This is a genomic window from Comamonas sp. SY3 (assembly GCF_041730275.1).
Taxonomy (GTDB): Bacteria; Pseudomonadota; Gammaproteobacteria; order Burkholderiales; family Burkholderiaceae_C; genus Comamonas; species Comamonas sediminis.
In genome coordinates this window covers 47,617-66,144 of the sequence record NZ_JBGTYN010000001.1, presented here as the reverse complement: position 1 = coordinate 66,144, position 18,528 = coordinate 47,617, and the positions used below count along the sequence as shown (strand labels likewise).

At 63.7% G+C, this 18,528-nt stretch carries 13 protein-coding genes and 1 pseudogene; 2 read left to right on the top strand and 12 right to left on the bottom strand.

Annotated elements, in window-relative coordinates; translation table 11 throughout:
- Window positions 1-78 precede the first annotated feature (78 nt).
- The 8 genes from ACCQ08_RS00270 to cobW all read right to left on the bottom strand — a co-directional run bounded on the left by ACCQ08_RS00270 (window position 79) and on the right by cobW (window position 12,763).
- Window positions 79-2,262 (bottom strand): TonB-dependent receptor family protein, encoded by a 2,184-nt coding sequence (locus ACCQ08_RS00270; RefSeq protein WP_373448516.1) that lies wholly within the window; start codon window positions 2,260-2,262, stop codon window positions 79-81.
- A gap of 745 nt (window positions 2,263-3,007) precedes the next feature.
- On the bottom strand, window positions 3,008-3,400 hold the full coding sequence (locus ACCQ08_RS00265; RefSeq protein WP_373448515.1) for a hypothetical protein: 393 nt from the start codon (window positions 3,398-3,400) through the stop codon (window positions 3,008-3,010).
- A gap of 3 nt (window positions 3,401-3,403) precedes the next feature.
- Window positions 3,404-4,681, bottom strand: a complete 1,278-nt coding sequence (locus tag ACCQ08_RS00260; RefSeq protein ID WP_373448514.1) for an IPTL-CTERM sorting domain-containing protein — start codon at window positions 4,679-4,681, stop codon at window positions 3,404-3,406.
- A gap of 431 nt (window positions 4,682-5,112) precedes the next feature.
- Complete coding sequence (locus tag ACCQ08_RS00255) at window positions 5,113-5,526, bottom strand: DNA-directed RNA polymerase subunit alpha C-terminal domain-containing protein (protein ID WP_373448513.1); 414 nt, start codon at window positions 5,524-5,526, stop codon at window positions 5,113-5,115.
- A gap of 610 nt (window positions 5,527-6,136) precedes the next feature.
- Window positions 6,137-6,643 carry a VWA domain-containing protein gene (locus ACCQ08_RS00250; protein ID WP_373448512.1) on the bottom strand — a complete coding sequence of 169 codons (507 nt, stop codon included), beginning with the start codon at window positions 6,641-6,643 and terminating at the stop codon, window positions 6,137-6,139.
- Window positions 6,644-6,774: 131 nt separating this feature from the next.
- Window positions 6,775-7,872 carry an ATP-binding protein gene (locus ACCQ08_RS00245; protein WP_373448511.1) on the bottom strand — a complete coding sequence of 366 codons (1,098 nt, stop codon included), beginning with the start codon at window positions 7,870-7,872 and terminating at the stop codon, window positions 6,775-6,777.
- Window positions 7,869-11,687 (bottom strand): cobaltochelatase subunit CobN, encoded by a 3,819-nt coding sequence (gene cobN, locus ACCQ08_RS00240; protein ID WP_373448510.1) that lies wholly within the window; start codon window positions 11,685-11,687, stop codon window positions 7,869-7,871. The genes ACCQ08_RS00245 and cobN overlap by 4 nt, the downstream gene beginning before the upstream one ends.
- Window positions 11,687-12,763 carry a cobalamin biosynthesis protein CobW gene (cobW, locus tag ACCQ08_RS00235; protein ID WP_373448509.1) on the bottom strand — a complete coding sequence of 359 codons (1,077 nt, stop codon included), beginning with the start codon at window positions 12,761-12,763 and terminating at the stop codon, window positions 11,687-11,689. The genes cobN and cobW overlap by 1 nt, the downstream gene beginning before the upstream one ends.
- Window positions 12,764-13,278: 515 nt before the next feature.
- On the opposite strand from cobW, the gene ACCQ08_RS00230 reads away from it, so the two are divergent.
- The gene (locus tag ACCQ08_RS00230) at window positions 13,279-13,761 is read left to right on the top strand and encodes a hypothetical protein (protein WP_373448508.1); all 483 of its coding nucleotides are present in this window, start codon (window positions 13,279-13,281) and stop codon (window positions 13,759-13,761) included.
- 21 nt (window positions 13,762-13,782) lie between these two features.
- Window positions 13,783-14,181, top strand: a complete 399-nt coding sequence (locus ACCQ08_RS00225; protein WP_239811526.1) for a hypothetical protein — start codon at window positions 13,783-13,785, stop codon at window positions 14,179-14,181.
- A 28-nt stretch (window positions 14,182-14,209) separates the two neighbouring features.
- On the opposite strand, the gene ACCQ08_RS00220 is transcribed toward ACCQ08_RS00225, so the two are convergent.
- From ACCQ08_RS00220 to ACCQ08_RS00205, 4 genes and pseudogenes are all read right to left on the bottom strand, one after another.
- Entirely contained in the window at window positions 14,210-15,652 is a 1,443-nt protein-coding gene (locus tag ACCQ08_RS00220) for an FAD-dependent monooxygenase (RefSeq protein WP_373448507.1), read from the bottom strand.
- A gap of 5 nt (window positions 15,653-15,657) precedes the next feature.
- Window positions 15,658-15,738, bottom strand: a pseudogene (locus ACCQ08_RS00215) (hypothetical protein); the annotation flags it as partial.
- 218 nt (window positions 15,739-15,956) lie between these two features.
- Window positions 15,957-17,057, bottom strand: a complete 1,101-nt coding sequence (locus ACCQ08_RS00210; RefSeq protein ID WP_373448506.1) for an N-acetyltransferase family protein — start codon at window positions 17,055-17,057, stop codon at window positions 15,957-15,959.
- Window positions 17,058-17,078: 21 nt separating this feature from the next.
- Complete coding sequence (locus ACCQ08_RS00205; protein WP_373448505.1) at window positions 17,079-18,470, bottom strand: PLP-dependent aminotransferase family protein; 1,392 nt, start codon at window positions 18,468-18,470, stop codon at window positions 17,079-17,081.
- Window positions 18,471-18,528: the final 58 nt, after the last annotated feature.

Genomic DNA, 18,528 nt, shown 5'->3' with positions numbered 1-18,528 from the left:
GGTCACAAACAGGCGGGACCGCCGGCAAAAAAGACCCGTATCGAGGGTCTTGTTTTGCAGAGGCCAGGTATAGGTGGATCAGAACGCGTAGCGGCCCTGGACATAGAAGGTGCGCGGCGCGCCGACCATGCGGCCGGGGTTGCCGTCGACATTGCGGGTGTAGTAGCGGTGGTCGGCGATGTTGTTCACGCCGACCATGATTTCGCTGCCCTTGTACTGCGGCACTTTCCAGCTGACCTGGGCGTTCCACAGCCGGAAGCCGGGGATGCGGCCCACATTGGCATTGGCCGATTCGGCCTCGGTGTTGGCCAGGTCCGCGTACTGCTTGCTCTGGTGCGTGCTCGACAGGTTGAAGCCCCAGGCATCGCGCTCATAGCGCACGCCGACAGTGTCGGTGTTGCGGGCGTAGAAGGGCACGTCCAGCCCAGCGGTGGTGCCGGATTGCTGGATCGCCTTGGTGTAGGTGTAGTTGCCGTAGACGGTGGTGCCTGCCAGCGCGCTGGCCTTGTCAAAGCGGTATTCCAGTGCCAGCTCCAGCCCCTGGTGCTTGGTGGCGCCAATATTGGCAAAGGTGACCGGCACGACGCCGGGCGTCTGCAGGATCTGGTTGTCAAAGCGCAGGTCAAACACCGTGGCCTCGGCGCGCCACTGCTTGTCTTGCCAGCGGGCACCCAGCTCCTTGGTCTTGGCGACTTCGGGGCGCAGCGGGTTGGCGGCGGTTTGCGAGTTCAGCTGCAGGTTCTGCACCGGGCCGAACGAGGTGGTGTAGTTGGCAAACAGCGTGAGGGCGGGGTTGACCAGGTAGGACACGCTGACCGAGGGCAGCCACTTGTTGTTGCGCGTGTCAAAGCTTTGCCCGGCACTGCGGTCATCGCGCTCGGATTGGATGTGCTCAAAGCGCACGCCGGGGGTGATGCGCCAGGCGCCGATGGCGATGCGGTCATCGATATAGCCGGCATGGGCATCGGTGGCGTTGTCGAACGAGGTGGTGGCACCCATCACGCCGGTGGCAAGGTTCAGCAGGCTGCTGTTGTCGTCGCCGCGCTCGCGGATGTAGCGGTAGCCCACGGTCACGTCATGGCTGCTGCTGCCCAGCGCAAAGCGCTGGGTGTAGCGGGGCTCGATGCCCAGGGTCTGGTAGCTGCGCGGCTGGTAGTTGATCTGGGTCTGCGCGGCATTGATCAGGCGGCTGGAGCGCGCGCTGTCGTTGTAGTAGGCGCGGATCTCGAACTCCTGCGTGTCCGACAGGGTGTTGATATAGCCCAGGTCCAGGCCCTTGCGCTCGCCATCCCACATGTCGGTGGGGCGGGTGTTCTGGAAGGGGTTGGCGTTGTACTGGGCCACCGTCAGGCCGCCAGGCGTGTTGGAGCGCACATCGTAGTACGAGAGCTTGCCGTAGACCTCGGAAGTACCCGACAGCGCATAGCGGAACTTGAGCGCCACATCGTTCAAACGCTCATCGCTGTCCTTGCGCCATTCGGAGCCCGTCATGCCCGAGTACAGCAGCGCCCAGCCCAGGCCGTTGTCCAGTTGCGAGCCCAGGAAGGTGCTGTAGAGCGTGTTGTTCTCTCCGCCCTTGCCAAAGCCGTTGTAGCGCAGGGTCACATCGCCGGTGATGTCCTTGCTGGTGGGGATGGCGCGGGTGTTGAAGTTGATGATGCCGCCCACGTTCTGCGGGCCGTAGCGCACCGCGCCGCCGCTGCGCACCACGTCGATGGATTCGATATTGGCCAGGCTCACCGGGGCAAACGACAGCTGGGGCTGGCCATAGGGCGCCACGGCCAGCGGCACGCCATCGAGCAGCACGGTGGAGCGGGGCGAGTAGCGGCCGGTCAAACCGCGCACGCCGATGCTGAGCGACACCGCGCTGCCTGCGGTGCCGGAGTTGTCGCTGCTCTGCACGCCGGGGATGCGGCGCATCACATCGCCAATGCTGGCGGCGCCGCTGTTCTCGATCACATCCTTGTCGACGATGGTGCGTGCCCCTGCAAAGGTCTTGAGCTGGTTTTGCAGACCGCTGCCCAGCAGATCGCCGGAGACCTGGATGGTCTCCAACGTGCTTTCTGCGGCTGGCGCTGCGTCGGCAGCCGCTGCATCGGCAGCCGCTGCATCGGCAGCCGCTGCTTCGGGAGCCGCTGCTTCGGCCGTTTGGGCCAGCGCGCTGGCGGCCGGCAGCAGGCTGATCAGGATGGCTGCGGTGATCTTGCTCAGCGCTGGACGGGCGCCCGATGGTGTGCACGAGGTGCGGGTGAATGCGGACATGGTGAGGGCAGCGAACAACGAGGCACACACAACGCAACGCCGATAGCCGGAGGCGCCGTAGTGAGTTTTGCCAAGGGGGTGGTGTTAGGAATGAGAACGAATTGTATTTAAAAGCGGGGCTTGTCCTACACGTCCGGCCCCGCTGGCGCCGAAAAAGCGCGGATCCCGGGTGGATACCTGCGGGTAGCCAGGGCGGCATGTTGCGTTGCAGCAACTAGGCAGGCATTTCCCTACTCTTAGCAGGGTGCCAGGGCAGGGCGGCAACGGACTGGTCGATGTCAGCTTGCGTAAAGATCCTATCCACCTGGCCAGCTGGCCGAGCTCGTTCCGATGGCGGCTTGCGACCCATTGTGGTCATCGGCAACTCAGCAGCCAATACCTGCTTTGCGGCGGTTGCTGCCGCCCATCGATCCATCGTCCGTGACCCATCAGCATCGCATAGCGGTCATCCGCTCACCGATGTTCGAACCGACTCTGGGGCTGTTTTCAGAGCAGCAGCCGACACTGGCCGTCAGGACACTTTAGGTAAATGCTAGAAGTCCAATATCGCAACGGATAAATAGGCGCTACTGACCCGCTGTTGAAATGTTCAATGAGTCAGTTGCGTTGATCAGTTGAATCCACTAGCGGTTGCTGTCGAACGAGTCGAAGCTACACGCAGCGACGAAAACCCAAAACGCGATCAAGGAAAGCAAGCATGTCCAAGACTTGATCTACAACTCCGATCGACTGGCGAACCTCAACACTAGCTGATGTGCGCGTTGAGCTTGCCCGTGCTGAGCGCCTGCGCAGCGACACCGACAGCCGAGCCGACACTTATCGCGCGCAAGCCAAAACCGACGCCGCTGCCCGCAGCGATCTTGCAGATAATGCCGCAGCCCTCGACCGCAAGCTTGCAGAAGGGCTCAGCGTGGTCGCAAACCTCGGAGGCGATCTTTGGCGACGGAATGCCGAAGTAGCCGCACTGTGCGACCAGGTGAACATCGAGCGACGGCTGAACGGTGTCGATAGAGACTGGCCTGCCGCGAGCGTTAAAAAACCGCCCGTAGGCGGTTAGGGATGGAGTTTCTGGGCGAAGATACAGCAACCCGCTCGGAATTTGCGAACGCCTTTGCATATAGCAACCCAAAGTTTGCATTATTTACCCTTGACGCCTACGCAAGCGGCTGACTCCAAATATGGCCAACAGCGAACCTAGGCTGATCAAACCCCATTGTTCTAACGTCGGAACAGGAGTTGGAGATGGTGGGTTCACCACTACTGGTGGGGTGAAGGTAACCACCGAGACTTGAGGTGGATTCAGACCGGCCGAGACAATATTATCTGGTCCGTTTGTATAGCTGCCAGCTGTCGCTGAGGTCACATTTACGGAAACATTGCATGAACTCATACCTTCTGACAGGGTCGCCTCTACAACAATACTAGATCCACCTGCAGGAGCTGCCACCACTGAATCAGCGCAGGAAGTCGAAATGGCTGGGGGAGTGGCAACAACTAATCCTGATGGTAATGAGTCGGTGAATGACCAACCCGCTTTTTGCCCGAGTTCGCTCGTATTGGTTATGGTAAATGTTAAGGTTGTGTTCCCACCTACATTCTGACTGATCGGGTTGAACGCCTTATCAAGTGTTGGAGATACATCTAATAAAAGAATATTGTCAAAAGCATGATCATTTCCAGTACCGCTGCCGTTGGCATTAGTGATGCGAAGGCCAACTGCGGTAGCTTCCACTAAAACGCCTCCACTTCGATACGTGCCCACCCTTGCGCCCTGGCTGCCCGTAGATGCGGCAGCAGCACCTAGAGCGGGCATATCAGCTAGGCTACCGGTACAACCATCTACCTGATTGCCCGCAGCAGACGGAATTCCTCCATCTAACAGATAAAATTGAAGTAGGGGGGCACTCGCTCTATAGCAATTGGCAGCAGCAACATCAATGCTGGCGGCAACGAATCGTTTTGCACTCGACAAGGGAATGGTATTTTCGGTTTCAAACTCTACCAAATTGGCGCCAGGATCGGCCGACGTATAAGCGGAAACAGCAAAATTTGAATCTGAATTTGCACTGCTTTGGTATGCCCCCAAAGTTTTTGCCAGCTGCTGTGTAACATTCCATGCCTCTTGGGACCCACAGCTTGTTGTTTGTCCGTCTGCGCCAGCTTGCGGTTGATCTGCTGAGGAGAGTAGACCGTTGCAAGCGGTTAGCCAAGCAGGGTTTGCTGTGTACGTTTGTCCAGTAGCGCCAATATAATCCGATAGGATCGTGCCACTAGTAGCTGGGGGCTGATTCTGAAAGTCTTCGGTAAAAATCGTTGTTGGAGCTTGTGGAATACCTGGGGCGGAATGGGCATAAAGTGCCGTAGCCCCAAGTATGGAAATAGTCGCCGCTTTGGTTAAATGATTGATGGCAGCTTGCATGGTTTTCCTTAGTGCAATTTCAAAGTTACAACAGCAAAACGTATATCCCACTGCTGACATTTCATCAGTGTTGAAAATTGCAATTCTTTGGAAAAAACAAATCTTTTTTGCTTTGTGATCTTAGCGGTTTATTTTTGAGTTTTTTTGGCGAAATGTTGCTTGCGCCGCTCTTTGGGAGTTGCGTATGTCTGATATTTGCGATAGATAAAAATTCCGATAAATTTATTCTACTTGCGGCACAATTTTGAAATGCAAAGACTTCTGCTCACATCCGGCTTATGAAACTATACGGTCATCTAGTTGACGAGGGGAAGCCAGGCTAGTATCGACCTACTTAATGATGTGGTGCTAGATTGAGACGAAGGTGCCGTGCGCCGCTTCTGCCTCCGCTGGCTTGTTCAGCAGATTGATCGAAGGAGCGTTAAGGAAACTCAGTCCATTCGCTGATGAAGCGCTTTCTCGATCTCTCTCAACTTGAGCGCGCCGAGGCCTTTGATGTTCATCAGATCCTTTCGCTCCGCGGCAAGCAGTTGATCCACAGTAGTAATCCCCCGCGCGCCGAGGCTCGGACGGCGGCGGGGGAGAGGGGTGCCCTTAAGAGATGAGCCTTTGATGTGTGGAAGCGGAGCGTAGACCCTTTTGGGTGTGAACGACTGGGCCAAGAAGAAGACTGCTTCGATCTGCTTGAACCGGACCATCCCCATGCCCCACATCTTGAGCAGTTGATGCGGGTAGGCCTTGCGCACATCATCTACCGTGTGGACTCCATTCCTTTGAATGAGGACTTTTACTCGGAGGGGCAGTAAGTCGCCCAGGGGCCTTTCGGTTTCAAGTTCATCTGCCATGTTGAGAATCATAGGGGTGTCGCGAACGCTGCGACAGGCGAGTGCGCGTAGGAAACAAGTCTCCCGGCGCCACTACGGCACCGGGGAGGCTCTTTTTCGTTTGTGGGCACATTGAGCAGCCATAGCAGCAGACTCGAGGTTGTGTGGCTAACACAGCAGAATAATTAGGGAAATGCCCATTTAGGCAAGTCGCATCGGCCCAGCGAGAGCATCCATACAAGGAGGACTCACTGCAATGACTGCTCTGTATGTCACCAGTCATTGAACTCATTGAGTCCATAGACTGCGATCAGCCTGCATCAGCCTTTGAAGTGAACCAAGCGGCTGACCGCTCTTGGCCGATAGCAGCCATCCCACCTTCAAATTGACCAAGCGAAACAGCAGCCTCGCTGCAACCTCACGGGCCGCGACAGGCTGAAAGTCGCCCCGGCATGCCCTCTGGGTGAGCTCAAAGCGCTCCAAGTTCAAACTTCAGTGAGAAGAATTCAAAACCCACGGAGAACTGACACGCACAAAGAACCGATAGCAGCGTGAGCGTCGGTTCTCCATTTGCATGCAGCAACAGGATTAGTAAGGCCAATGAGCCGCTATGGCGGCGCAACGCACTGGCTCAGGCCGGCACCCAATCGGCCTGCCAGCGCGCTGCCAGGCGCTGGCTCAGCTGCAAGGGCAGGCCACCCCGGTCAAAACCGACGACGGTGATCTGCCCGGCACCGTTGGGGCGCTCGGGCACCTGGGCGAAACGGCCATCGGTCAGCAGCCAGACGCAGGCATGCACGGGGCCTTGGAGGCGGGCGTGCTGCAGCAGGCGCTCCAGCAAGCTGATGGCGCTGGCCAGCGGGCTGCCGCCGCCGCCCGCAATCGGGCGGATCCAGCCGTCGTTAAAGGCTTGCGCCTTGGCCCCTGCCTGGATCACATAGGCGCTGTCGCCGCTGAAGCCCAGCACGCAGAGTTGGTCGCGCTGGCGGTAGGCCTGCGCGGCAATGGCCTGCAGGTAGCCTTTGGCGCGGGCGAGCTGCTGGCCGCGCAGCATGGAGGCGGAGGTGTCGAGCAGCACGCAGTGCATGAGCTGCGCACCGGCCGGTTGCTTGCGGTAGCGCAGGTGCGGGCGCGCCAATGGCGCCTGGCCTTTGGCGGCCAGGCTGCGGGGCCAGTCGATGCGCTGGCTGGCCGTTGCCAGCAGGCGGCCGGCACGCTGCGTGCTCTGCGCGCGCCCCAGCTTGGCCTGGCCGGCCAGGCTGGGGCGCGTCAGGCTTTTTTTGCGGTAAAGGGCCGCAGGGCCTTGACGGGCTCGATACCGGTGTAGCGCGGCGCGGCCATGCCGCCCCAGCCATCGGGCTGGCTGTGGTTGGCGTTATTACTGCTGCTGGCGGCCTCTGTATTGCTGGCTGGTGCCTGGTTGGGCTGTTGCCGCTGCGGTAGTTGATGTTGGTCTTGTTGACCGTTGGGGTCGTTGGCCTGGCCGGTGGGCGATGGCGGCTGCGCCGCATCGGCACTGCGGCGGTGGGCCAGTGCCAACTCCGCCACAGCCTGCACATCGGCCAGGCTCACCTGGTCATGGCCCGCCAGCGCTGCCTGTGCGCGGGCGGCGCGCAGCATCACCAGGTCGGCACGCACGCCTTCGGCACCGGATTGTTGGCACCGCTGCGCAACGGCATCAAACACCGCATCGGGCCAGACGACATGGGGCAACTGCGTGCGTGCGGCCGCAATCTGCGCGCGCAACTGCGTCTGGGCCTGCGCATGCTGGGCGCAGAACCGGGCCGGGTCGGCATCAAAGGCCATGCGGGTGCGCACAATGCGCTTGCGCGTGTCCACATCGGGCACATTGGGCAGGCGCACAAACAGGCCAAAGCGGTCCAGCAGCTGAGGGCGCAGCTGGCCTTCTTCGGGGTTCATCGTGCCAATCAGCGCAATGCGCGCGGCATGCTGGTGCGAGACGCCATCGCGCTCGATGCGGTTGGTGCCGCTGGCGCTGACATCGAGCAGCAGGTCCACCAGGCCATCGGGCAGCAGGTTGACCTCGTCCACATACAGAATGCCCTGGTGCGCCTGGGCCAGCAGGCCGGGGCGGAACTGCACGGCAGACGATTGCAAGGCAGCTTCCAGATCCAGCGCGCCTTGCAGCTGTTCTTCAGTGGTGCCCAGCGGCAGGTTGACAAAATGGCCGCTGGGCAGCAGCTCGGCCAGCGCCCGGGCGCTGGTGGATTTGGCGGTGCCGCGCGGGCCTTCGACCAGTACGCCGCCCAGTTGCGGATCGACCGCCAGCAGCAGCAAGGCCTGCTGCAGTGCGGCCTGGCCTTCGATGGCGCTGAAGGGAAAATGCAGATCAGTGGGGGTGCTCATCGCATCTCCAGCAGGTGTTCGGTGTCGAGCAAATGGGTCTCCAGCAATTGGGGGTAGTCGCCGGGCTCCTGCCACAGGCCGCGCTGTATCGCTTCAAGCAGGCGCTCGCACATGCCGTGGAAGGCCTGCGGATTGTGCTGCTGCATAAAGGCGCGCGTCGTGGCATCGGCGACAAAGGCATCGGTCACGCGGGCATATTGGTCATCGCGCACCACGCGGGCGGTGGCATCGAAGGCGAAGAGGTAGTCCACCGTGGCGGCAATCTCGAACGCGCCCTTGTAGCCATGGCGCTGCACGCCTTCGATCCACTTGGGGTTGGTGGCACGCGCGCGCACCACGCGGCTGATCTCTTCTTGCAGGCTGCGCATGCGTGGCGACTCGGGGTTGCTGTGGTCGCCAAAGTACATGGCCGGTTGCTGGCCGCTGTAGTGGCGCACGGCAGCGGCCATGCCGCCCTGGAACTGGTAGTAGTCGCCGGAGTCGAGCACATCGTGCTCGCGGTTGTCCTGGTTGTGCAGCACCAGCTGCATCTCGGACAGGCGGCGCACAAAGGTCTCGGGCACCTGGCTGCCTTCGTCGTGCTGGCCGTAGGCATAGGCGCCCCAGTTGCGGTAGGCGGTGGCCAGGTCTTCATCGCTTTGCCACTGGCCGCTGTCGATCAGGCCCTGCAGGCCGGCGCCATAGCTGCCGGGCTTGGCGCCAAACACGCGCAGGCCCGCCTGGTGGCGTGCCTCCTTGGCGTCCAGCCCCTGCTGCTGCAGTTGCGCGGCCTCGGCCAGCACGCGGGCGCGGATCGGGTTCTGCGCGGCGTCTTCATCCTCCAGCGCCGCCGCTTTTTGCACGGCGGCGTCAAACAGGCGGATCACATTGCTGAATGCGTCCCGGAAAAAGCCCGAGACGCGCAGGGTCACATCCACCCGGGGGCGGCCCAGCACATGCAGCGGCAGCACTTCAAAATCGCTGACCCGCCAGCTGCCATCGGCCCAGGTGGGGCGCACGCCCATCAGCGCAAAGGCCTGCGAGATATCGTCGCCGCCAGTGCGCATGGTGGCCGTGCCCCACACCGACAGGCCGATGGTGACGGGGTATTCGCCATGCTCCTGGGTATAGCGCTCCACCAGCAATTGCGCAGATTTGAATCCCATGCCCCAACTGGTCTGCGTGGGGATGGCCCGGGTATCGACCGAGAAGAAATTGCGGCCGGTGGGCAGCACATCGGGCCGCCCGCGTGTGGGCGCGCCGCTGGGGCCGGCGGGCACAAAGCGCCCCGCCAGGCCGCGCAGCAGTTGCTGCAGCTCTTGCGGGCCACAGGCGGCCAGGCGCGGGCGCAGATCCTGCTGCACCCGGCGCAGCACGGCCTGGGTGTGGCCGTCGGTCAGCTCGGCCAGCACTGGCGGCAGGGCGGCGCCTGGGGCCAGGATCTGCAAGGCCAGCAGCTCCAGGCGCTCGCGCGTGTCGCCGTGGTGGCGCCAGGGCTGGTCGTGCAGATCCTGGAGGTCTTGAAGCAGGGCGGGGCGCGGGCCGGTCCAGGCTGCGGCCCAGTCGGCATCGAGCGGGTCCAAGTCCAGGCCCAGATCGCGGGCCAGCGCCCGCACCAGGCTTTGGTTCGCGCCCTTGCCACCGCCCACCGGGTGGCGTGCCAACGCGAGCAGGGTGTCGGTCTCCAGCCGGCCGGCGGGCGAGACGCCGAAGATATGCAGGCCGTCGCGGATCTGGCTTTCCTTGAGCTCGCACAGATAGGCATCGGTGCGGTTGAGCAGCTGCTGCTCTTCCTCGTCGCTGCCGGGGGCCTGCAGGCCCAGGTCCTGGTGCAGGTCGTGCTGCACGATGTGGGCGAGGATCTGCTGGCGCAGGATTTGCGCACGCTTGTGGTCCAGCGTCGCAGCCTCGTAGTACTCGTCCACCATGCGCTCCAGATCGCGCGTGGGCCCATAGCTCTCGGCACGGGTGAGCGGGGGCATCAGGTGGTCAATGATCACGGCCTGCGCACGGCGCTTGGCCTGCGTGCCTTCGCCGGGGTCGTTGACGATAAAGGGGTAGAGGTGGGGCAGGGGGCCCAGCACCAGATCGGGCCAGCAGTTGGCTGACAGCGCCACGCTCTTGCCGGGCAGCCATTCGAGGTTGCCATGCTTGCCCACATGCACCATCGCATCGGCCTGCCACTGGCTGCGCAGCCAGTGGTAGAAGGCCAGGTAGTAGTGCGGTGGCACCAAATCCGGGTCGTGGTAGGCGGCCAGCGCATCGAGCTGGTAGCCGCGTGCTGGCTGCACGCCGACAAATATCTGGCCCAGGCGCAGGCCGGACACCATGAAGCGGCCCTCGCGCAGCATCGGGTCTTGCGCGGGCGCGCCCCAGCGCTCGGTGATGGCCTGCTGGTTGGCCGCTGGCAGGGTGCTGAAGTACTGCAGGTAGTCGTCCAGGCTCAGGCTTTGCCAGGCGGCGCGCGTGGCCCAGGAATCGGGCGCGTTGGTGATGCCTTGCTGCAGCAGCTCCATCAGCGCCTGGCTGTTGGCGGGCATCGCATCGACGGCATAGCCATCGGCCGCCAGCGCGCGCAGGATTTCGATCACGGAGGCGGGGGTATCCAGCCCCACGCCATTGCCAATGCGGCCTTCGCTGCTGGGGTAGTTGGCCAGCACCAAGGCCAGGCGCTTGTCGGCATTGGGTTTGCGGCGCAGTTGGCACCAGCGCTGGGCCAGTTCCACGACAAAGCCCATGCGCTCGGGATGGGCCTGGTACTGCACCACATCGGACTGCGTCAAATCGCTGCGGTGAGCCAGGCCCTTGAAGCTGATGGCCCGCGTGATGATGCGGCCGTCGACCTCGGGCATTGCCACATGCATCGCAATGTCGCGCGGCTGCAGGCCATGGGTGCTGTCCAGCCAGGTCTGCTCATTGCTGCCCGACAGGATCAGCTGCAGCACGGGGATATCGCCGGCCAGCGCATGGTCGCCCGGGGTATCGAGCGAAGCCTGCGAGAAGGCGGTGGTGTTGAGGATCAGTGCGACCTCTTCGCTGGCGCACAGCGCCTGCAGGGCCACCAGGCAGCCGGCATCCTTGAGCGACTGCAGGGCCAGCGGCAGCGGGTTCATGCCTTTGGCAAGCAAGGCCTGGCACAGGTCGGCAAACACCTGGGTGTTGCCCGACTGCAGGTGCGCCTTGTAGAACAGCACCATGACCACCGGCGCGCCGGGCTGCCACTGCAGCGGGCCCGGCTGCTGCCAGGTGGCGGCCGTGGCCTCGTCGCTGCCGGGGTGGTAGACGGCCACCGCCGGCAAGGGGCGGGGCGGCAGCGCCGCATGCGGGCCGCCCAGCAGGCCGTGCCAGACAAAACGGAACAGCTCGCGCGCATTGGCCAGGCCGCCTTCGCGCAGGTAGCGCCACAGGGTGCGGCAGTCTTGCTGCGGCACCGTGCTTTTTTGCAGCAGGTTCAGGTCCTCGCTGCTGTCGCCCGAGAACATGGCCAGCGCAATCTTGTGGGCGCGGCACAGCGACATGACCCGCTCGGTGCCGTAGGGCCAGTAACTCTCGCCGCCCAGGTGGTCGATGATGATGAGCTTGGCATGCTGCAGCACCTCATCGGCATACAGATCGACCGATGCGGGCTGGCGCAGGTACATCAGATTGGCCAGCCGCACGCTGGGCAGTTGCTCGCCATCCATGCCGGCCCGCAGCTGCTCATAAGCTTGCGCGAGCAGGGCCAGGGTGGTGTCTGCGGCGCTCAGGACCACGATGTCGGCCGGGCTTTGCCCCAGGCTGGAGACAAAGGCCTCGTCGTCGACAAAACCACCGGGCTGGACCGCGAGCAAATGCATCAGCGCGCTCCGACCGGGCTGGCGGCGAGCTGGGCGCGGATCGCTGGCTCGTCCAGGTCATGGCCGATGAAGACCAGGTGGCTGCCGCGCTTTTCATCGGCGCGCCAGGGGCGGTCAAAGTAGCTGTCAAAGCGCTTGCCCACGCCATGCACCACCAGGCGCATCGGCTTGCCGGGCAGGGCCACAAAACCCTTGATGCGGTAGACGGTCTGCCCGGCAACCACCTCGGCCAGCTGGGCCAGCAGTGCTTCGCGGTCCACTTCGCCCAGCTGCACGACGACGGAGTCGAAATCATCATGGTCGTGCTCGTCATGCACATGGCCGGCTTCGTGCTCATGGTGGCCCTTGCGCGACTCGATGCTTTCCTCGGACGCGCTGGACAGGCCCAGCACCACATCCAGGTCAATGCGGCCATGGTCGGCAGCGACGATCTTGACAGCGGCTGGAATGTCTTCGCGCACCAGCGCCTCGACGGCCGCGCGGTCGGCGGCGCTGGCCTGGTCGAGCTTGCTCAGCACCACCAGGTCGGCGGAGATGAGCTGGTCTTCAAACAGCTCGTGCAGCGGCGATTCGTGGTCGAGGTTCGGGTCCTGCTTGCGCTGCAGATCGACCGCAGCGGGGTTGGCGGCAAACTGGCCGGCGGCGGCGGCGGGCACATCGACGACGGTGATCACTGCATCGACCGTGCAGGCATTCTTGATCTCGGGCCAGTTGAAGGCCTGCACCAGGGGCTTGGGCAGCGCCAGGCCGCTGGTCTCGATGAGGATGTGGTCGATATCGCCACGGCGCTCGATGAGCTTGCGCATCACCGGGTAGAACTCTTCCTGCACGGTGCAGCACATGCAGCCATTGGCCAGTTCATAGAGCTGGCCGGCCTGCTCGGCGCCGTCGTCATCGCAGCCAATACCGCAGCCGCGCAGAATCTCGCCATCGATGCCCAGCTCGCCAAACTCATTGACGATCACCGCAATGCGGCGGCCGTTGGCGTTGGACAGGATGTGGCGCAGCAAGGTGGTTTTGCCGCTGCCCAGAAAGCCGGTGACGATGGTGGCAGGGATCTTCTGGCTGGTGCGCATGGGGAGGTCTCCAAGGAAAGGGGGGCGGGCTGCCGGGCAAGCCTGGGGCGGGGCCGGTGGGCGTGGTGCGCGCGGCAGTCTGGAACAAAAAAGGGAGGCGCGGATGGCCTAACGGCCGCAGCGCAGGGCCAACGGCAAGGCCAGGCTGGTGCGCCAAAGCGCAGGGGGAAGGGGCAGCGCCAAGCGGCGGCTGGGGGCAGGTGTCTGCATCGGAACTCCAGGAAAAACGCGTCCTAGGCAAACCAGCGGGCGGATGCCGGTGGGAGCTGGTTCAGGGGGTGGCTTGGCACAAAGGTCTGACTTGGCAGCGCAGACCTGGGGCGAGCCCGGGGCCTGCGGCAGCGATACAGTGGCGCGACCGTGCCGGATTGTCACCGGCTTCTTTGCAACAAGTGCGGGCCATTCTACTGCCTTTGCCTTGGGGGACGGCGGCTCGCCATGGCCGCGGGAATGGGTTCTCGCGGGGTATCTGGATGGCTGGTTTTAGGCTTTGGGCGCTAGTCCCATCCTTCACAATGTCCGCTGTCATTGACTACGGAGGAGTTGCCATGGGGCGAATGGGCATCGCAGTGGTGATCGCCATCTTTGTGCAAGGCGCCTATTCGGCGCCTGCAGAGTCGCTTGAGAAAGTGGGTTGGTGGACGCTCGCGCGTTCAATGGACCCGGCAACAGGCAAGCAGGACTGTGTAGCGAGGCATGTGGGGGGCGCGACGACGCTCAGGCATGGGTCTTTGACGATTGCGGGTGCGCCTATGCAATCGGTCCCATCGGATGGCGTGTTGAAGATTGTCTTTGATGACGTGCCATTCCCTGCACCATTGGATGACGCTGCTGGCATCACCCGGAACTTTGGGGTGCTGACTTTGGAGGGGGCTGCCTTTGCCAAGGCGGTGGCGTCGAACAAGGTGATGATTTCTGTTGGTACAGTCGATGCGACGCAGGACATGCGAGGCTCCAAACGAGCACTGCAATGGATTAAGAATGCCTGCGAGCTATAAGCCAGCCCAACATGGAACCCCATGACCCAAAACCGCTACCGCCTGCTCGTCATCGCCACCGTCCTCCTGTTGGTGCTGTCGATCCGCATGGATTTCCGCACCGAGCTGCTGTCCTCACAACACCCGCTGCGGGACCCGATGGCGCTGGAGGGGGAGATGGTGGTGCTGCTGTGCCTGATCATCGTGGGTTGGACCGCCGGCTTTTATGGTTGCATGCGCTTTCGCCCCTGGGCGCCTGCGCTCAACCTGGTCACGACCGCCTGCGGCTTGCTGTTCATCGTCGGCAACAACTGGCTGTCGGTGGAGTCGTCCTGGGCCCAGGTGCTGGACTTTCTGGCCAATGCCTTGGGTGGGTTGACCTTGATGCTGCCTTACTTCAACGACAAAGTCAGAAAGATGTTCTGGCCGGAGCCGGATTGAGGTCCGGCTCACAGCCAGTGCAGTAGCGCTATGGGGTGGTGCCAAACCAGCGCTGGATAGCTGCTGCGGCTGGTTCCGACTGCGCCCCACCGTCAGCCACCCAGGCCACAATACCGTCCGGGCGGACCAGCAGCGATCTCAAGCCCAGTTCATCAGCTGCAGGGCTGGCGATATAGCGGAGGCGACCCTGCCATCCCATGGCCAGGCCACGCAAAGGTGCAGCGGTATCCAAGTCCAGCAGTAGCCCTTGACCAGTCTGCAGATGGCTCGCAAGGGTCGAGCCATCGGCCAGCGCAAAGTCTGGCGCACTGCGGCCGACCAAGGGGTGGGGGTCGCCCAGGTCATAGCGCAGGGTGGCGGCCCAGACGCGGTCGGCGAAGTAGGTGGCGCCATCGCGGGTGGCGATCAGGTCGCGCACGATATCGGCAAGGGCGCGTGTGGCGGGGCTGGGGCGCATCAGCGCGACCTGGGCGCGGGACCAGTCCAGCACCTGGGCACCAACGGGGTGGCGCTCGGCGGTATAGCTGTCCAGCAAGCCTGCTGGCGCACCGCCACGGACGGTGGCGCCGAGCTTCCAGCCCAGGTTCATCGCATCGCCGATGCCGAGGTTGAGGCCCTGGCCGCCCAACGGCGAGTGGATATGGGCGGCATCTCCCGCCAGCAGCACGCGGCCCTGGCGGTAGCTTGTGGCCTGGCGGGCACGGTCGGTCCAGGTGGATGCGAGTTGCAGCGATGGGACCCGGACATCCATGCCGCTGACCCGGCGCAGCACCGTTTGCACATGCTCGGCGGTGATGGGGGTGCCGCCGTGGAACGCGCCGCCATCAAAATCGACCATCGCGATGGTGCCGGGCGGCTGGAAGGTGTACATGCCCGTGGCCGTGTAATGGCGGCCGGGCATGAGGCCGGTGCTGTTGTCCAGCGTGGCTTCTACCGAGTAACCGGTGAACTCGGGCCCGGTGCCGGCAAAGTCAAAACCGGCGGCTTTGCGGACCAGGCTGCGGCCACCATCGCAGCCGACCAGCCAGTGGCCTTGCAGCTGCGCACCACCGGCTTGCACCTGCACGCCGTCGGGCCACTGCGCCATATCGGTCACGCGCACCCCTCGGCGCACTTCGACGCCCAGTTCTGCCGCACGCTGCGCCAGCACCGATTCGAGGCGCTCCATCGTTGTGGGCATGCTTTCGCTGGCGCGGCTGGGCAGGCGGTAGGGCCAGGCGGCGGAGTCGATCTGGTCCTGGAAGAACTGCATGCCCGCAAAGTGCCCGCCGGGCCGGCGCACATGCTGCATCCAGTGGGGGCGCGATGCAGAAGGGGCGCTGTCGCTGTGCACGGGGGCGGTAACGGCATCCAGCAAACCCCGGCGCTGCAGCGCCTCCAGCGAGGGGATGTTGAGGCCGCGAATGCCAAAGGGTGCCTGCTTGAGGGGGAGTACGGATCGGGCGCTTGCTCCAGCAGCAGCACGGAGCAATGGGCGAGCCGCAGCTCGCAGCTGAGCAGCAGGCCCACGGGGCCTGCGCCAACAATGATGACGTCGTAATGGGAGATCGTAGGCATGGACATGTCCTCGCTCGGTTGACCGTTCGGCCGGAGTGATTCCTTGTCTTGAGAACCCCTGGGACGAACCGATGGCCGCATGGAGATGCGGTGCAAGTTCGTCGCGGGGACCCATGCGCGGGCAGAGTCAGCGCTTCCGTGTGGAAGGACTTGGGCTTACCAAACCAAGTCTGCCTTTTTCGACGGGCAGATTATAGCGTTGGCAGTGCAGAGGCGATTTACCGAGGGCGCTGGCCCAGCTGATGGATCCGTTGAACGGCAATCTTTCCCGCCCTAGCAACCTGTGGGTGTGCATGCGCTGCGGCCTGGTGGGCCAGTGGTAGCAGTGCTGGGCTAGGGCGTTTTTCGATGGCCATCGCCACGGCCTCGCCGAGATAGAAGTCCTCATCGTCCAGCATCCTGCGCAGCAGGTGGTGGTCTTCGAGGTCGAGGGAGGGGATCAGCGCGGCCACCACCTCATTGCAAGTCTCCTCGTCCAGCAGCTGGTGTATGAACGCCGCCAATGCAGCCTGGTCCGGGGCCAGCGGGGACAGCGCCGGATGCAGGTCCGAAACCTCACGGCCGCTGGCTTGTGCCTGTTGTACCGCTGCGAGAAAACCAGTTGCCGAATCGAAGACGGCACGCGTATCGCCATCGTGGCTGAGGAAGACCACACAGCCTGCCAGTGGTGAGCGGGTGGCCAGAAAGTGGTGGTCACTGGTGTTTGCATCGTCCAGCACGTAGCAGCCCAGCTGTTGGACCAGCGGGTGGAAGCCGAGTTGCGCGGTTTGTTCCAGCACTTCACTGGGTGCAAGCAGCTGGGGGTGGCGTGCAAGCAGCGGTGCAGAGGCGTTGAAGTAGTGCTGGAGCACGGCGTTGTTGTCTTCCGCTGCGGGCATGTCTGGCTCGTCTGCGGTCCACTCCATCTCCGTATGCGTCGGTGTCTCGCCTGTCTGCCGAAAGCCCAGGCGCTGGTACAGCCGGAGCGCCGCTGTGTTGGTGCGGAAGGCGCCCAAACGTAGCGGCAAGTGGCGGGCAGCGGCCTGCGATTGCAGGTCTTTCAACAACTGGCTGCCGATGCCTTGGCCCTGGTGGTCCGCAGACAAGGCGATGTTCTGCACGTGGATGTGGCTGTGCTGCTCGACGACCTGCAGGTAGCCGATGGTCTGGCCACCCACCTCGACCATCGAGGTGACGGCTGCTGCGCACTCGGCCACAAAGTTCTGGCGCTGCCAGGCTTCATCCCAGCCCCAGAGCTGCTCGATGTGCGCGCGGAACACCGACCGGTGGATGGCAAAGAGCGTGGGAAGATCGCTGTGATCGGCGGGGCGCAGGTTCATGGGATTGGGTTGGATAGGCCGTTAAACCACGGCAGCGCTGAACGCATCCGGCCGCCGTGCCAGCAGCTGCGACAGGCGCTGCAGCCCGGCCTGCAGGCGGCTCCTGTCTTTGATGCTGCCCAGCGAGATGCGTATGGCATGGACCGTGTGGGTGTCGGTTGGATCGGTGGCGAAGGCCTCTGCCGGGGTGATGGCGATGCCCTCGCTGTACGCCGCTTGCGCGAGCTGGGAAGGGCTCCAATACCCGGGCAGTTCCAGCCAGACATGCAGACCATCGCCCGCGCCGCTGTAGCGGCCGGCGAGAAGATCGCGCGCCATGCGGTGGCGCAGGCGCGCTTCCTTGCGCACCCCCTCCATCAGCCCGTAGGCCGAGCCGCCCAGAATCCACTGTGTGGCCAGCGCGGCCGACAGCGGCGAGACCATCAGCGCAAAGGAGCGCAGGGCTGCCTGGAAGCGCTCGCGCAGCACAGGATCGCGCACCAGCACAAAGGCCACGCGCAGCCCAGGGGTCAGGCATTTGGACAGGGTGGAGATATAGAGCACCTGCTCCGGTGCCAGGCGTGCCAGCGGCGGCGGTGGCGCCTCGGCCAGCAGCCAGTAGGGATCGTCTTCAACGATGCGCACCTTGCAGCGCTGCGCGATGGCAAGCAGCGCCTGGCGCCGGGCCAGCGGCATCGTGATGGCGGTGGGGTTCTGCAACGTGGGATTGAGGTAGAGCAGGGCCGGCTGGTGCTGGCGGCAGGCCTGTTCCAGGCTATCGGGCCGCATGCCATGCTGGTCAGTGGTCACGGCGACGAGCTGCCGGCCCAACTGCGTGGCAGCCGACCGCAGACCCGGGTAGCCCACGGGCTCGGCCAGGATCACATCGCCGGGCTCGGTCAGCGCCAGAATCGACGCAGCGATCGCCGCCTGCGCGCCGGGGCAGACGACCAGCTGCTCGGCATCGACCGGCCCGAACATCGGCTGGAGCCACTGGGCGCCGGCCTGGCGGTCCACATCACTGCCGCCGCCCAGGTGGTAGGTCATCAGCAGGGCCGCATCTGCCCCCATCAGCACCTGCGACAGGCCTTGTTTGAGCAGGTCGTCAAAAGCCAGGCCCGCTGGCGGCGGCGGGGTGTTCATGCCCAGGTCGAGCACCGCCGTCAGTTCGACCTTGGGGGCCGCCACATAGGTACCCCGGGCGCCACGCCCTTCAAGCAGATGGCGGCGCCTGGCCTCGCCGTAAGCACGGGTGATGGTGGTCAGGTCCACGTCCAGCAAGGCTGCCAGGTGGCGCTGCGGCGGCAGCCGGTCCCCGGGTTTCAGCAGCCCATCGGCCACGGCGCTCTGCAAGGCATCGGCAATCTGCAAAAAGCGCGGCCCGCCACGCGCGGCCAATCGCGGCAGCCAGCGGAGGGTGTCGTCTTCTTGCATGGTTTTGCTCTGCGAATGTATGGATGTATGGATGGGTGCAGGAATCCTCTGCAAAACG

Bases quoted from the DNA above. Each gene is read 5' to 3' on its own strand.
- ACCQ08_RS00270 (WP_373448516.1), bottom strand. From the start codon at position 2,262: ATGTCCGCATTCACCCGCACCTCGTGCACACCATCGGGCGCCCGTCCA.
- ACCQ08_RS00265 (WP_373448515.1), bottom strand. From the start codon at position 3,400: ATGCAAACTTTGGGTTGCTATATGCAAAGGCGTTCGCAAATTCCGAGC.
- ACCQ08_RS00260 (WP_373448514.1), bottom strand. From the start codon at position 4,681: ATGCAAGCTGCCATCAATCATTTAACCAAAGCGGCGACTATTTCCATA.
- ACCQ08_RS00255 (WP_373448513.1), bottom strand. From the start codon at position 5,526: ATGGCAGATGAACTTGAAACCGAAAGGCCCCTGGGCGACTTACTGCCC.
- ACCQ08_RS00245 (WP_373448511.1), bottom strand. From the start codon at position 7,872: ATGAGCACCCCCACTGATCTGCATTTTCCCTTCAGCGCCATCGAAGGC.
- cobN (WP_373448510.1), bottom strand. From the start codon at position 11,687: ATGCATTTGCTCGCGGTCCAGCCCGGTGGTTTTGTCGACGACGAGGCC.
- cobW (WP_373448509.1), bottom strand. From the start codon at position 12,763: ATGCGCACCAGCCAGAAGATCCCTGCCACCATCGTCACCGGCTTTCTG.
- ACCQ08_RS00230 (WP_373448508.1), top strand. From the start codon at position 13,279: ATGTCCGCTGTCATTGACTACGGAGGAGTTGCCATGGGGCGAATGGGC.
- ACCQ08_RS00225 (WP_239811526.1), top strand. From the start codon at position 13,783: ATGACCCAAAACCGCTACCGCCTGCTCGTCATCGCCACCGTCCTCCTG.
- ACCQ08_RS00210 (WP_373448506.1), bottom strand. From the start codon at position 17,057: ATGAACCTGCGCCCCGCCGATCACAGCGATCTTCCCACGCTCTTTGCC.
- ACCQ08_RS00205 (WP_373448505.1), bottom strand. From the start codon at position 18,470: ATGCAAGAAGACGACACCCTCCGCTGGCTGCCGCGATTGGCCGCGCGT.